The 13,402-nt window shown below is 49.1% G+C and carries 13 protein-coding genes; 7 read left to right on the top strand and 6 right to left on the bottom strand.

Going from position 1 to position 13,402, the window contains the following annotated elements:
- Positions 1 to 15: 15 nt before the first annotated feature.
- Together ptsG and KNQ12_RS05240 are read left to right on the top strand one after the other, a co-directional pair.
- Complete coding sequence (gene ptsG, locus KNQ12_RS05245) at positions 16 to 2,127, top strand: glucose-specific PTS transporter subunit IIBC (RefSeq protein ID WP_058264695.1); 2,112 nt, start codon at positions 16 to 18, stop codon at positions 2,125 to 2,127.
- Between the two features lie 152 nt (positions 2,128 to 2,279).
- Complete coding sequence (locus KNQ12_RS05240) at positions 2,280 to 3,797, top strand: MDR family MFS transporter (RefSeq protein ID WP_023469129.1); 1,518 nt, start codon at positions 2,280 to 2,282, stop codon at positions 3,795 to 3,797.
- A gap of 108 nt (positions 3,798 to 3,905) precedes the next feature.
- Here KNQ12_RS05240 and ptsP read toward each other — a convergent pair whose 3' ends face one another.
- Positions 3,906 to 5,630, bottom strand: a complete 1,725-nt coding sequence (gene ptsP, locus KNQ12_RS05235) for a phosphoenolpyruvate--protein phosphotransferase (protein WP_023469128.1) — start codon at positions 5,628 to 5,630, stop codon at positions 3,906 to 3,908.
- Between the two features lie 353 nt (positions 5,631 to 5,983).
- On the opposite strand from ptsP, the gene KNQ12_RS05230 reads away from it, so the two are divergent.
- The 3 genes from KNQ12_RS05230 to KNQ12_RS05220 are packed head-to-tail and all read left to right on the top strand — an operon-like array spanning position 5,984 to position 8,212.
- Positions 5,984 to 7,396 carry a leucyl aminopeptidase gene (locus KNQ12_RS05230; RefSeq protein WP_055968830.1) on the top strand — a complete coding sequence of 471 codons (1,413 nt, stop codon included), beginning with the start codon at positions 5,984 to 5,986 and terminating at the stop codon, positions 7,394 to 7,396.
- On the top strand, positions 7,393 to 7,563 hold the full coding sequence (locus KNQ12_RS05225; RefSeq protein WP_156323189.1) for a hypothetical protein: 171 nt from the start codon (positions 7,393 to 7,395) through the stop codon (positions 7,561 to 7,563). Before KNQ12_RS05230 ends, KNQ12_RS05225 begins: the two co-directional genes overlap by 4 nt.
- Positions 7,544 to 8,212 (top strand): DUF429 domain-containing protein, encoded by a 669-nt coding sequence (locus tag KNQ12_RS05220; protein ID WP_214746652.1) that lies wholly within the window; start codon positions 7,544 to 7,546, stop codon positions 8,210 to 8,212. Before KNQ12_RS05225 ends, KNQ12_RS05220 begins: the two co-directional genes overlap by 20 nt.
- Here the strand turns inward: KNQ12_RS05220 and ytvI are convergent.
- Entirely contained in the window at positions 8,192 to 9,316 is a 1,125-nt protein-coding gene (gene ytvI, locus KNQ12_RS05215; protein WP_075643071.1) for a sporulation integral membrane protein YtvI, read from the bottom strand. The two genes, KNQ12_RS05220 and ytvI, sit on opposite strands and share 21 nt — an antisense overlap.
- A 93-nt stretch (positions 9,317 to 9,409) precedes the next feature.
- On the opposite strand from ytvI, the gene KNQ12_RS05210 reads away from it, so the two are divergent.
- Together KNQ12_RS05210 and KNQ12_RS05205 are read left to right on the top strand one after the other, a co-directional pair.
- Complete coding sequence (locus KNQ12_RS05210; protein ID WP_075643072.1) at positions 9,410 to 9,595, top strand: hypothetical protein; 186 nt, start codon at positions 9,410 to 9,412, stop codon at positions 9,593 to 9,595.
- Entirely contained in the window at positions 9,561 to 10,448 is an 888-nt protein-coding gene (locus tag KNQ12_RS05205) for a MazG nucleotide pyrophosphohydrolase domain-containing protein (RefSeq protein WP_241492593.1), read from the top strand. The genes KNQ12_RS05210 and KNQ12_RS05205 overlap by 35 nt, the downstream gene beginning before the upstream one ends.
- Before the next feature lie 42 nt (positions 10,449 to 10,490).
- Here KNQ12_RS05205 and KNQ12_RS05200 read toward each other — a convergent pair whose 3' ends face one another.
- The 4 genes from KNQ12_RS05200 to KNQ12_RS05185 are packed head-to-tail and all read right to left on the bottom strand — an operon-like array spanning position 10,491 to position 13,270.
- Positions 10,491 to 11,681: an aminotransferase gene (locus tag KNQ12_RS05200; protein WP_058713852.1), complete on the bottom strand. Its 1,191-nt coding sequence runs from the start codon at positions 11,679 to 11,681 to the stop codon at positions 10,491 to 10,493.
- The gene (locus tag KNQ12_RS05195; protein WP_023469120.1) at positions 11,678 to 12,175 is read right to left on the bottom strand and encodes an Lrp/AsnC family transcriptional regulator; all 498 of its coding nucleotides are present in this window, start codon (positions 12,173 to 12,175) and stop codon (positions 11,678 to 11,680) included. The genes KNQ12_RS05200 and KNQ12_RS05195 overlap by 4 nt, the downstream gene beginning before the upstream one ends.
- A 4-nt stretch (positions 12,176 to 12,179) precedes the next feature.
- The gene (locus KNQ12_RS05190) at positions 12,180 to 12,974 is read right to left on the bottom strand and encodes a glycosyltransferase family 2 protein (RefSeq protein WP_035396406.1); all 795 of its coding nucleotides are present in this window, start codon (positions 12,972 to 12,974) and stop codon (positions 12,180 to 12,182) included.
- Positions 12,975 to 13,030: 56 nt separating this feature from the next.
- Entirely contained in the window at positions 13,031 to 13,270 is a 240-nt protein-coding gene (locus tag KNQ12_RS05185; RefSeq protein WP_023469118.1) for a NifU N-terminal domain-containing protein, read from the bottom strand.
- Between the last annotated feature and the right edge of the window lie 132 nt (positions 13,271 to 13,402).

The following is a 13,402-nucleotide window of genomic DNA, read 5'->3' as shown; positions in this document are numbered from 1 at the left end:
GGAGGGAATATACGCATGTGGAAAAACGTGTTTGGTGTCTTACAGCGGATCGGTAAGGCCCTGATGTTACCGGTAGCGATTTTGCCGGCAGCGGGGCTATTGCTCGCGTTCGGGACAGCGTTTCAAAACCCGAACTTGACGCAATATTTACCGTTCCTCGAGAACGATTCGCTAGTCGTCATCTGGCGGGTCATGCAGGATGCGGGTGATATCATCTTTGCGAACCTCGGGTTACTGTTTGCCGTCGGGGTCGCGATTGGTCTTGCGAATGGGGAAGGAGTTGCCGGTCTAGCAGCGATCGTCGGTTTCTTGATCATGAACAAGGTCATCAGTTCGTTCTTACAGATCACACCAGAAAAAATCACGGAAGCACAGAAAGCGAGTGACTTGTCGTATGCGACGGTCCTCGGGATACCGACCTTGCAAATGGGGGTATTCGGAGGGATCATTGCCGGTTTGATAGCAGCGTACAGTTATAATAAATTCTTTAAAATCAAACTGCCTGATTTCCTCGGATTCTTCGCAGGGAAACGTTTTGTTCCGATTGCAACTGCTTTATTCAGTCTTGTCGCCGGGTTTGCCTTATCGTATATTTGGCCACCGATCGGCAGTGGAATCAACACATTCTCAAAAACAATTATCGAAGCGAACGAACCGTTGTCTGCCTTTATCTTTGGACTCGTCGAACGTTCGTTGATTCCGTTTGGTCTTCACCATATCTGGTACTCAAGCTTCTGGTTCCAGTTCGGTGAATATACGGATAAAGCCGGAACGATCATCAACGGGGATCAGCGGATCTTCTTCGCACAGTTGAAGGACGGTGTACCATTTACGGCAGGGACATATATGACCGGGAAATATCCATTCATGATGTTCGGTCTGCCAGCAGCCTGTCTTGCGATGTACCACACGGTCGCAAAGGATCGTCGTAAAGCCGTCGAAGGTCTCTATTTCTCAGCTGCGTTGACTTCTTTCCTGACTGGGATCACGGAGCCAGTCGAGTTCTCCTTCGTCTTCGTTGCACCACTTTTGTTTGCCGTTCACGCCGTCTTTGCAGGTCTTTCATTCATGATCATGGATTTACTGAACGTCAAGATTGGGATGACGTTCTCCGGTGGATTGATTGACTACACGTTGTTCGGGATTCTACCGAACCGAACCTCGTGGTGGCTCGTCATTCCAGTCGGTCTTGTCTTCGCCGTCATCTACTACTTCGGATTCCGCTTCGTCATCACGAAGTTTGATCTGAAGATTCCAGGACGCGAAGCGATTAAAGAGGGTGCCGCTACCTCAACGGCACAAGCAGGCGATCTACCGTATGAAATTTTACAAGCATTCGGTGGTCCGTCAAACATTAAACACTTAGATGCTTGTATCACGCGTCTGCGGATTACGGTCAATGATAAATCAGGCGTCAACAAGGATCGCTTGAAAGAACTAGGTGCTGCTGGTGTTCTTGAAGTCGGAGATAACGTCCAAGCCATCTTTGGACCGAAATCCGATGGGATCAAGTCAGAAATGGCAGATATCATGAAAGATCCAAATTATAAACCGAAAGAGACACCAGAAGCAGATCCAATTCCACAAGTACCAATGGGAGACGAAGCACGGACTTCTGGAACTGGTACAGCAGATGCCGGTCCACTCGCTGGAGATCGTGGTGGGGCTTACGTGCCCGAAGATGGATATGTCGCACCACTGAGCGGTATCATTCGTTCTCTCGATGATGTACCGGATCAAGTGTTCTCCGGTCGCATGATGGGTGACGGATATGCGATCGAACCAACGGAAGGATATGTCGTCTCTCCAGTCTCTGGTGAGATCACGACGTTCTTCCCGACGAAACACGCGATTGGTATTCTTGCGGATAATGGAGATGAAATCTTGATTCACATCGGTATTGATACGGTGTCACTCGAAGGAAAAGGATTCGAGGCGTTGGCGAAAGCCGGCGATCGTGTCGAACCGGGGACACCACTCCTCAATGTCGATCTTGAACAAGTACGACCACTCGTACCATCATTACTGACACCAATCATCGTCACGAACAGTGGGGATCGAAAAGTCGACGTTGATGTTGGACGGACGGTCGAAGCCGGAGAAGCAATTTCGTATCGTATAGAGTAAAGAAGAAAAGCGACGGATCGCCCTGAGCGATCCGTCTTTTTTGTGTGAAATGATCGTAGAGCACATTTGATAATGAGATTTTGCACATATGATGATACAATAAGTTAGCTATTATAAGAGTTAGCTAATTTTTTGAGAAATGAGGTGCGTCGATGTCTTCGACTACAACAAAAACGAATACGACACCTGTCGTCATCGGATTATTGATTGGAATTTTAGTCGCAGCAATGGATAACACGATCGTTGCGACAGCGATGCCGACGATCGTCAGTGAACTGAATGGGTTTGATCAGTATGCATGGGTCACGTCGGCTTACATGATCGCAACCGTTGCTGGGATGCCGATCTTCGGTAAACTGAGTGACATGTATGGAAGAAAACGCTTCTTCCTCTTTGGGATGCTCCTCTTCATGGTGGGAAGTATCTTATGTGGAATGGCAGACTCGATCATTGAGCTGTCTGCCTATCGTGCCTTGCAAGGGCTCGGTGGTGGGGCGTTGATGCCGATCGCCTTTACAATCATCTTTGATATCTTCCCACCGGAAAAACGGGGGAAAGTCAGTGGGTTGTTTGGAGCGGTCTTCGGCATCTCGAGTATCTTCGGACCGTTGCTTGGTGCCGTATTGACGGATTCCCTCGACTGGCGCTGGGTGTTCTACATTAATATTCCACTTGGTTTGATTGCCCTTGGTCTCGTGACGGTCTTCTATCAGGAATCACCGGTGCACCGGACACAGAAAATCGACTATGTCGGTGCGTTTACGCTTGTCGCCGGATTGGTGTTATTCTTACTCGCGCTCGAAATGGGTGGCAAAGAGTATGCATGGTCTTCGCCACAAATTCTTGGTCTGTTCGGAGCAGCGCTCGTCGCGTTCGTTGCCTTCGCATTTGCTGAACGACGTGCCGCGGATCCCGTCATTACGTTTAGTCTATTCCGCCGTCGCTTATTTGCGGCAACACAAGGCGTGGCGTTCTTTTATGGATTCGTCTTCATCTCAGCGAGTGTATTCATTCCAATCTTCGTGCAAGGTGTCTTTGGTGGCAGTGCGACGAATTCCGGTCTGATCCTGATGCCGATGTTGATTGCCTCGGTCATCTCGGCGCAGCTCGGTGGACAGTTGCCGAACAAGTTTGGATTCCGCAACGTCATGATCGTCTCAGCGGTCTTCTTCCTACTCGGTGTCTATCTTCTTAGTACGATGACGCTTGAGACATCGCGGACAGCGGTAACGATTTATATGATCATTCTCGGATTTGGTGTTGGCTTCAGTTTCTCTCTATTGAATCTAGCGAGTATCAACGGCATCGAGATGCAACGTCGGGGCGCAGCGACCTCGATGGGCTCAACATTCCGGACAATCGGGATGACGCTTGGTGTCACGGTTCTCGGAATCATCCAATCACGGACGTTCGCGTCAGCTGTAACGGATCGGTTGCCGCAAGGTGGAGCGCCGTCCGGTGGACAGTTCCCAACGGCTGCTGCGTTTGCGAAGATGCCACCAGAAGTTGCGACAGCAATTAAGACGTCGCTTGCAGAATCGATCTCAACCGTCTATTTCTGGGCGTTGATTCCAGCAGTACTCGGTGTCATCTTTATCTTCTTGATGGGGAACGAGCGTCCGATTTTGTCGGAACAAGCTACTCCAGCGAAGAAGAAACAAGCTCAATAATCACCATTTCAACAACGTCTTCTTTCTTATAAGAAAGAGGCGTTGTTTTTTTGTTGAATTAGACAAAAAAAGACGAACCTGGATTGTTCCAGATTCGTCTGACAGAACTTATTTTTTGATGTCGAAAGTCGTGCTGAGGAAGTCGACGACTTCTTCTGCTGTATCCATATCAAGCACTTGCTCAACGATTGCTTCACATTCTGACTTGTTGAGACGTGTCATCAAGCTACGAGCGCGAAGAACAGATGATGCTGACATTGAGAACTCATCGAGACCAAGACCAAGAAGGATTGGGAGTGCCAATTCTTCTCCTGCCATCTCACCACACATGCCGACCCATTTGCCTGCTTTGTGTGCTTCAGTGATTACGTTGTTCAAGAGGTTCAAGATCGCTGGGTTGAACGGTTGGTACAGGTATGATACTTTTTCGTTCATCCGGTCTGCCGCCATCGTGTATTGAATCAAATCGTTCGTTCCAACAGAGAAGAAGTCGACTTCTTTTGCGAACTGACGAGCCATGACTGCTGTTGCTGGGATTTCAACCATCATACCGACTTCGATGTCTTCCGATACCGTAACGCCTTCAGCTTGAAGGTTTGCTTTCTCTTCAAGGAGAAGTGCTTTTGCAGCACGGAACTCTTCGATCGTTGCGATCATCGGGAACATGACAGCGAGTTTACCGTATGCACTTGCACGAAGAAGTGCGCGCAATTGTGTACGGAACAAGTCTGTTTGGTCAAGGCAGAGACGGATCGCACGGTAACCGAGGAACGGGTTCATCTCGTGTGGGAGATCAAGGTACGACAATTCTTTATCGCCACCGATATCCAGTGTCCGGATGACGACTTTTTTATCGCCCATTGACTCGAGAACCGTTTTGTAAGCTGTGAACTGCTCGTCTTCCGTTGGGAACGTCTCTGCATCCATGTAGAGGAATTCCGTACGGTAGAGACCGACTGCTTCTGCACCGTTATCCAAAACGCCTTTGACATCGTTTGGTGTACCGATGTTTGCAGCGAGCTCGACGTGATGACCGTCAGCTGTCATTGTTTTTTCGTTCTTGAGTTTTTTCCACTCTTCTTTTTGTGCGATGTATGCTGCGCGTTTTGCTTCATACTCAGCCACTTGCTCTTCGCTTGGGTTGACGATGACGTCACCTTCTGCACCGTCAAGGATGAGAAGATCGCCGTGTTTCACGTCCGTTAAAACAACTTTTGTTCCGACGACTGCTGGGATTTCGAGTGAACGTGACATGATGGCAGAGTGCGATGTCCGGCCACCAATGTTCGTTGCGAAACCTTTAGCATATTTACGGTTCAATTGAGCTGTATCCGAAGGAGTCAAGTCTTCAGCGATGATGATGACTTCTTCATTGATTTGAGCTGGAGTGACGAACGTGATACCGAGAAGGTGAGCCATCGTCCGTTTCGTGACGTCACGAACGTCTGCTGCACGTTCGCGCATGTATTCGTTATCCATTGATTCGAAAATCATGACCATCATATTTGCGACTTCATCGAGTGCTTTTGCAGCATTTGCTTGTTCGTCCTCGATTTTTGCGTTCACCTGACTGACGATTTCCGGATCTTCTAAGATGAGAAGGTGAGCCGAGAAGATCTCCGCTTTATCTGGACCTAATTCTTGTAAGGTATTTTCACGAATGACTTCGAGTTCCGTCTTCGATTTTGCGATTGCTGCTTGGAAACGTTCTTTTTCCGCAGCTGCATCCTCGATTTTGTGCGATGGAATCTCAAAGACCGGTGTTTCCATCACGAATGCCTTTGCAATCGCGATCCCTGCAGAAGCGCCAATTCCCTTGATATGTTGTGCCATGTGCATTACCCTCTTTTCAGTAAGTTTTTTTAACGCGACGACTTCGTTTCTTAGCTATCTATAGATACCCATAAACGCCTCTCTCTTAACGAGCCTTCTGCGCACTCTCCCTCGAATGAAAACGTAGACATTTCTAGGAACAGTAAACACATCGTTTCTTGAAGTGTCTCAACATTTCACCTGTATAATCCTATCATATTGTGAAACGGGCAACAATTGTTTGAAACCAAGCATTTCGACAAATTGTCGAACAGAATTATTGAAAGCGTTTGCGGTCAGTCGAGAGGCTATCAGTTGGAAAATGACTGAAAACACTTCATACTAATAGATACTAGTCAAAGGGGGAGTTTTATATGCAAACGAATCAATCCGTAGACGTACTCGTTGTCGGGATTTCTGGAAATCAACCGCTCGATGAACGGTTACAAGCACTGTATGGTGACAAACTAGAAGAGTGGGTTCGTCAAGGCGATATTTCAACGAAACGAGGAGAACTACGTCTATTGCCAACGTTAGCGGGCGACGTCGCACGTGTACTGTTCGTTGGACTCGGGAAAGTTGATCAGCTCTCGCAAGACGATTTACGCCGCTTGCTCGGGAAAGCGGCACAACATGTCAAAGCACGTCGCTTAGAACATGTCACAGTTGACGCAACAACATTCCCAGGGCAACCGGTCGAACTGATTGCCGAGACATTCACCCTCGCTACATATGAGGTCAAACATTATAAGACGTCGCCTTCGAAAGCATATACGTTACAACTGACGGTCTTACCTTCTGAAGATGAAGCCGTGCGTCGTGGTACGGTCTTAGGCGAAGCAACGAACTTGGCGCGTCGTCTCGTAACGATGCCTGGGAATCTTTTGACGGCGCCAGCGCTTGCGGATGAAGCACGCTTCATCGCCGAACGTCATGGACATGATCTCCGAATCATCGATAAGGAAGAGATGGAAGCACTCGGGATGGGCGCCTTGCTTGCCGTTAACCAAGGATCCGTCATTCCACCGAAATTGATCGTCCTTGAATATAAAGGATCAGCAGAAGCACCGATCGCGGTCGTCGGAAAAGGTGTCACGTTCGATACAGGTGGTTATTCCATCAAACCGAAAGACGGGATCGTCGGAATGAAAGGCGACATGGGAGGCGCAGCAGCCGTTCTTGGTCTGTTCGAAGCACTCGGTCAACTGAAGCCAGATGTTCACGTCATCGGTGTCATTCCAGCAACCGACAACATGATTTCCGGGGATGCCTTCAAGCCGGATGACGTCATCACGTCGATGGCAGGAAAAACGATTGAAGTCCTGAACACGGATGCGGAAGGACGGCTTGTCCTTGCTGACGCAGTCACGTACGTCAAAGAATATCAACCTAAAGCGATCATCGATCTCGCAACGTTGACAGGTGGTGTCCTTGTCGCGCTTGGAACAGAAATCACAGGTGCGTTGACAAACGATGCGTCACTTTACGAACGCTTTGAACAGGTGACGAAAGAGACGAATGAGATGGTCTGGCAAATGCCGTATGTCGATGCGTTCATTAAACAAGTCCGCCGTTCGGAAGTCGCAGACTTGAACAATTCACCGGGACGCATGGGACATATGATCTTCGGTGGTGCGTTCGTCGGGGAATTCGTCGGTGACACACCTTGGTTGCACCTCGATATCGCGGGAACATCGGAACAGAATCAAGCGTCTGAGATTGGTCCAAAAGGAGCAACGGGCGTCATGGTCCGTAGTCTGTACCGGTTCGTCGAGCAAGAAAAATGAGACGTTGGAATCTACTCGGCGTCTTGTTGACGATTCTTGCCGTCGTCTGGTATATGGATGCGCGCGACCGTCTATCGCTCGGTCTCGCGACGTTCATCGGTATCTTCACCGTCTTATCACTACTGCGTTCTTTCCGGGAGAAGACGAATGCACGTCATCGGGATTGATGCGGCAAAGGCGGGGTGGGTCGTCGTTATGTACGAAAATGGTCGTTATACGGGATTCGTCGAACCGACACTTGCAAATATTCCTAGAGCTGACCGGATTTGGGTTGACATGCCGATTGGTTTAACGGAAGGACGACGCGAAACGGATCAGTTGTTGCGACAGGAATTACGCCCTGGGCGAACGAGCAGTGTCTTCAATGCCCCGTTCCTCAGTGCGCTGACAGCTTCTAGCTATATGGAAGCAAATGATTTAGCGAAACAACATGCGGGGATCGGGCTTTCAAAACAAGCGTGGTATCTATTACCGAAAATCAGAGAAGTTCGCAGCGTATATCGAACGGAGATGATTGAAGCCCATCCGGAAGTTTGTTTCGCACGACTCGCCGGTCATCCGGCACGTTTTTCAAAGAAGACGACCGAAGGCATTACGGAACGGATTGAATTGCTCGAGCGTTTGGATTGTCCACCGTTATGGGAACAGCGTCAGTCGCATGTTGCAATCGATGATTGGCTCGACGCTTGTCTGCTTGCGACGGGCGCCCGTTTTCCGTGTGATTATTTACCGGCGAGTCGACCGGTGGACGCGGAAGGATATCCGTTATATGCAGCTGTACCCAAAAAATCACCCTCACCGAAATGGTGTGGGTGATCCTTTGACGAAGTCCCAAATATAATGGAAAATCTGGGCGTTGTAGAGTGCTTTTAAGATGACAGCGATCAATGGTCCGAGAATCAGTCCGAAGACCCCAAAGAATTTGATCCCGACGAACAGCGCGATCAATGCCGTGATGGGTTGAATGCCGATGTTGTCGCCGACGATCTTCGGTTCCATGATGTTACGCTGTAGAATGACGAGAGCATACAGAATCCCGAGTCCAATCGCAAGTGTCGTATCTCCGGTAATTAAGGAGTAAGCGATCCAAGGCAAGAAGACGGAACCAGTACCAAGATACGGCAAGATATCGAAAAAGGCAGCGATAAAAGCGACTGCAAACGGATGCTCGACACCAATGATGAACAAACCGATCAAGACGATGAAGAACGTGATCGTGATTAACGTGAACTGTGCTTTGAGATAGCCGAACAAGGCAGACCGTAGACTCAAGAAGACGGATTCGAAACGAGCGAACCAAGGAAGCATCTCATAACGTTTCAATCGCATCTCGTATTGGTGCCAATCTTTTGCGATGAAGAACCAAGCGAGTAGGACGATGACGAAAATCAGTGCAATCGATGGTAACGTCGCAAGGACTGTCTGTAGCATCATAGCGATACTTTTTGATCCTTCGCCAATCGCACTCGCAAGTGAACTACCGAGGGATTGGATACTGTTTTGAACCGTATTTTGTTGCGATGGTTCCAGTGAGCGTAAGGCTTCCGAAGCATCGTTCCAGATGGGTGCCAGTTTTTCATTGTACAGCTTTTGAAAATACAGGCTTAACTCTTGAATTTGCGCCGGTAATTGATTGGCGACGAACACAAGACCGCGAATCAACTGCATGATGATCAAGGCGAGCGACCCAACTAATAGGCCACTGATCAAAATGATCGATAACAATGCACCCCATCCACGATTGATCCGTAACCGCTTTTGGAAAAAATCAACGAGCGGTCGGCTGAAAAGGGCAAGCAGAAACGCAAAGACGAATGGATATAAGATGGACGAGAGGCGGATGAGTAACCATCCACCAACTAAGAAGGCGAAGATCACCGTCAGGAACCGGGCCATTTGCCAAAGACGTTCAGTCGACACAAGCAACACCTCTTACTGGATTATGTAGAATTTATTGATATCATCATATCATGTTTAGATAGATTACGAGTCATTCAAAAGGAGGAGATCTCGATGCGTAAAAGAGAAATCGGACTAATAGCTGCGTTGATTGCTGCGACATCTGTCGGAATCCGGGAATGGAAGAAAAATCAGGCGTATGCACAACACGTCAAACAAGAGACAGAAAGGCACGTACGCCAAGCAATCGTGGAGGGTCAGACAGATGGAACAGATGAAGACACTACAACAAAAGGTTGATGCGACGATTCGCTCACTCGGCGGTTATTTTCGACCACTATCTGGTCTCGCACGCCTGACGGAAGAAGTCGGTGAGGTCGGTGAAGCACTGGAACAAAATGATTTAGAAGCCCTTCGCTTGGAGCTGGTCGATGTCTTGATGATCTCGACCTGCCTTGCAAATCAATACGTGGCGGATCTTGCAGCACAGCATGAGACGCTTGATACAGCAAACGATGATCAGGACGGTTCGTTTTATCGACTCGTGCATGAGGCCGGACAAATCGCACGTGTCATGAACGGATATGAAGGCGATAAACCGCCGAAAGCGAAAGATACGATTGTTCCGATTGGTCATTCCTTAGCACGTCTGCAACGCGAATTGTTTCGGTTAGCACGACCACTTCAACTGGATTTACTGACAGAAATCGACCGGACGAATGAAAAGAATCTGAAGCGGGATAAAACACGCTTCGCGTTGACGCGTGATCCCATCACGGAAGAGACGATTGATCATTTCCGGAGTGCGACTGGAAGTGAGGCGCGCCTCTGGGGAGCCCCTGTGTACGAGGAGAACCAAACGATCGAGGACAACATGGAAGCAGCATTGCCGTCACTCCGGCGTTTCCTCCGATGTGCGTCGATTGAGGGAATCGAGGCATTCGTCTTCGAAGCACCGATGGAACGCTCGCGTAGTTTGGTTGAAGTGAAAGAACTAGCGGACGAAATGGGGCGCTTGATCAAAGAGCGGACACCACTTGACTTTAAGGATTCACCGTATCGGTTGGAAGTCTTTGCGCCACAACTCGGTCCAATCTCGCCGTATCATGCAGAAGACGATCATCGGATGTTCCTCGTTCTTTATGTAGACTAAAAAATGATCCGCCTACTCTTCGGAGCAAGGCGGATCATTTTTTTAGTGTGAATGTGACGATGCTGCCTCATCTTGAGTCTGCCATTTTTTCATGAAGCGCTGAATCCGAGCGATCGCTTCTTGGAGTTGTTCAATCGAACTTGCATAACTTGCCCGGACATAACCTTCACCGCTTGCTCCGAAGACGGATCCTGGAACGACGGCGACGCGCTCAGCGAGTAGCAGTTGCTCAGCAAACTGTTCACTCGTCAGTCCGGTATGACCGATGTACGGAAAGGCATAGAAAGCGCCACCTGGTAAGTGTGTCGGAAGACCCGCATCGTTTAGCGCCTTAACGAAGTAGTTCCGGCGTTGCCGATAACTCGTCACCATGTCAGGGACCGTCTTATGACGAGAACGCAGTGCTTCAATGCCCGCGAATTGAACGAGTGTCGGGGCACACATCATGCCGTATTGATGGACCTTCAGCATCGATTGCGTGATCGCAGGTGGGGCGCAAGTGAAACCAAGCCGCCAGCCTGTCATCGCGAAGGCTTTCGAGAAGCCGTTGATGATGATCGTCCGCTCCCGCATACCGGGAAGGGTCGCGAAGCAGATTGCTTCCGTTTCGTAGGACAGTTCCGCGTAGATCTCGTCACTGATGACGTATAGATCATGCTTTTGGACGAGTAACGCTAGGTCCGCTAATTGATCACGCGACATCGTCGAGCCTGTCGGATTCGATGGGAAACAGAAAATGATCGCTTTCGTCTTATCTGTTAGCAACTGTTCGATCGTTTCCGGTTGAATCGCAAAACCGTCTTCTGCATGACACGCAGCGGCGACAGGAATGCCTCCAGCGAGTTCAATCAAAGGGGCATACGAAACGAATGCCGGTTCGACGACGATGACTTCATCTCCTGGATTGATCAAACTACGAAAAGCGAGATCAAGTCCTTCTGAGGCTCCGGTCGTGACGATGATTTCTTCCGTCGTCGAATAGGAGATGGCGAACTTTTCTTGCATGTAGAGCGCGATTTCCTGACGTAACTCGAGTAAACCGGCGTTGGCACTATACGCTGTATAGCCTTGTTCGAGTGCTGCGAAGCTCGCTTCGCGAACATTCCATGGCGTGACGAAATCAGGTTCGCCGACACCAAGGGAGATGACGTCTTCCATCGATCCTGCTAAATCAAAGAAACGACGGATGCCGGATGGGGCTAACTGTTCGACACGTTCAGATAGAGACTTCATGGAGACACCTTCAATCGTTTGTCGTCATCATCCTGACTGAAGAGGACACCATCGTGCTTGTAGGTCTTCAAGCGGAAATGGGTCGTCGTCGAGATGACGGAGTCGAGCGTCGATAATTTTTCCGAGACGAATTGAGAGACTTCTTGTAGCGATTTGCCATCAAGGACGACTTGTAAGTCATATGCGCCTGACATCAAATAGAGGGACGTCACTTCCGGGAAACGATGGATCCGCTCCGCTACCTCGTCAAAACCGCGTCCACGTTTCGGTGTGACTTTGACATCGATGAAAGCCGTCACGCCATGATGGGCATGAATCTTTTGCCAGTCGATGACAGCAGTGTAACCGAGTAGGACACCGTCGCGTTTGAATGTCTCGATCGAAGCGGCTACTTCTGACGCTTCCCAGTCGAGCATTTGCGCAAGCAAGTCCAAGTCCATCGGACCATTTTGTGTTAATAATGCTAATAATTCGAGTTGTTTTTCGGTGTACATGGGATCACTCACTTTCTGTCAATTGACCATTGAAGGTACGGCGGGTCTGGCGCAATCGTTCGCGTCGCTCAGCCTGGACGATATGGAAGTTCTTCATTTCATTTGTCGGAAGTTGGTGTTTTTCAACGAGGCGTTCAAAAAAGACGCGTCGGGCTGCATCCTGACGTGCGGATTCATGATTACCTGATGGATTGAAAGCATATAAGACGGTCGCGCGCGCCGGGTGCAGTATTAAATGATCCTTGCCGACGCGTAAGATCCAGTCCCAGTCCCAGTAATTGAAGACGTCTTCGTCAAACAGACCAAGTTGATCGTGGAGCGATTTACGGTAGAGCGACCCGGACGGAATATATGTCGAGTCTTCTCGAATCGTCTCCGGATCGTACGGATATGCGAACGGCTCAGAATCAAGTGCGATCCGGTGATCGCCTTCCCAGCGATACGTAAAGAGCTCCGCGTCCGTATAGGTGAGATCAGCACCAGCTTCGAGATCGCCGACCGCTTCTTCGAGGTGACTCGGTAATAAGAGGTCGTCGTCGTCATGAAGTAAGATATACCGACCGGAAGCGAGCGTGACACCATGATTTCGAGCACGAACATGATGGTTTTCAGGTAACGCGACATAGGTCAGTTGAAGACGGTCCTGATAGGCAGCCGTCACTGCTGAGACATCGTCTCCATTATTGTTTAAGACGATGACTTCGAAGTCTTGATAGTGTTGACGCGTCAATGCTTCTAGCGCTTCTGCTAATTCACGAGGACGATTATACGTCGGAATGATGATGGATACGGTTGGCATCAGTGATCGCTCCTTGAACAAAGACACCTGTCCAGGAACAGGTGTCTTCTTGTTTTTTACATGTTTGCTTCAATGCGTGGTAGCAGTTCGTTCCATTCTGCTTCTGGTTCTTTCGTAACCGTCACGAAGTCGCCGTAAGCGAATAGATTGTCGATGCCATCAAGGGCGATCAGTGATGCGAGCAACGCATCTTCAGGTGTATCTTCTTTTTTGACACTCGTACTTTTAGCACCGAAGCGCTGTTCTTCGAGCGTGATTTTGACGGAATTCGGATTTGGTGTGTAATCGACTTGCATGAGGTAAGCTCCTTTCAACGTACATACGTATATGCCGTCTTTTCGTGATAGATGGATGGAATCCTTCTTCCTGATAGACGGAAGATCGATACGTTCAGTATATCAGAAAATTCGAAGAGAATATTTTTCTTC

This window comes from Exiguobacterium sp. s11 (assembly GCF_018619015.1).
GTDB classification, from domain to species: Bacteria; Bacillota; Bacilli; order Exiguobacteriales; family Exiguobacteriaceae; genus Exiguobacterium_A; species Exiguobacterium_A indicum.
This window is presented reverse-complemented; position numbering and strand designations above follow the sequence as displayed.

What these genes read in the sequence shown, in the direction of transcription:
- ptsG (WP_058264695.1), top strand. Translation starts at nt 16, where the DNA reads ATGTGGAAAAACGTGTTTGGTGTCTTACAGCGGATCGGTAAGGCCCTG.
- KNQ12_RS05240 (WP_023469129.1), top strand. Translation starts at nt 2,280, where the DNA reads ATGTCTTCGACTACAACAAAAACGAATACGACACCTGTCGTCATCGGA.
- ptsP (WP_023469128.1), bottom strand. Translation starts at nt 5,630, where the DNA reads ATGGCACAACATATCAAGGGAATTGGCGCTTCTGCAGGGATCGCGATT.
- KNQ12_RS05230 (WP_055968830.1), top strand. Translation starts at nt 5,984, where the DNA reads ATGCAAACGAATCAATCCGTAGACGTACTCGTTGTCGGGATTTCTGGA.
- KNQ12_RS05225 (WP_156323189.1), top strand. Translation starts at nt 7,393, where the DNA reads ATGAGACGTTGGAATCTACTCGGCGTCTTGTTGACGATTCTTGCCGTC.
- KNQ12_RS05220 (WP_214746652.1), top strand. Translation starts at nt 7,544, where the DNA reads ATGCACGTCATCGGGATTGATGCGGCAAAGGCGGGGTGGGTCGTCGTT.
- KNQ12_RS05210 (WP_075643072.1), top strand. Translation starts at nt 9,410, where the DNA reads ATGCGTAAAAGAGAAATCGGACTAATAGCTGCGTTGATTGCTGCGACA.
- KNQ12_RS05205 (WP_241492593.1), top strand. Translation starts at nt 9,561, where the DNA reads ATGGAACAGATGAAGACACTACAACAAAAGGTTGATGCGACGATTCGC.
- KNQ12_RS05200 (WP_058713852.1), bottom strand. Translation starts at nt 11,681, where the DNA reads ATGAAGTCTCTATCTGAACGTGTCGAACAGTTAGCCCCATCCGGCATC.
- KNQ12_RS05195 (WP_023469120.1), bottom strand. Translation starts at nt 12,175, where the DNA reads ATGTACACCGAAAAACAACTCGAATTATTAGCATTATTAACACAAAAT.
- KNQ12_RS05190 (WP_035396406.1), bottom strand. Translation starts at nt 12,974, where the DNA reads ATGCCAACCGTATCCATCATCATTCCGACGTATAATCGTCCTCGTGAA.
- KNQ12_RS05185 (WP_023469118.1), bottom strand. Translation starts at nt 13,270, where the DNA reads ATGCAAGTCGATTACACACCAAATCCGAATTCCGTCAAAATCACGCTC.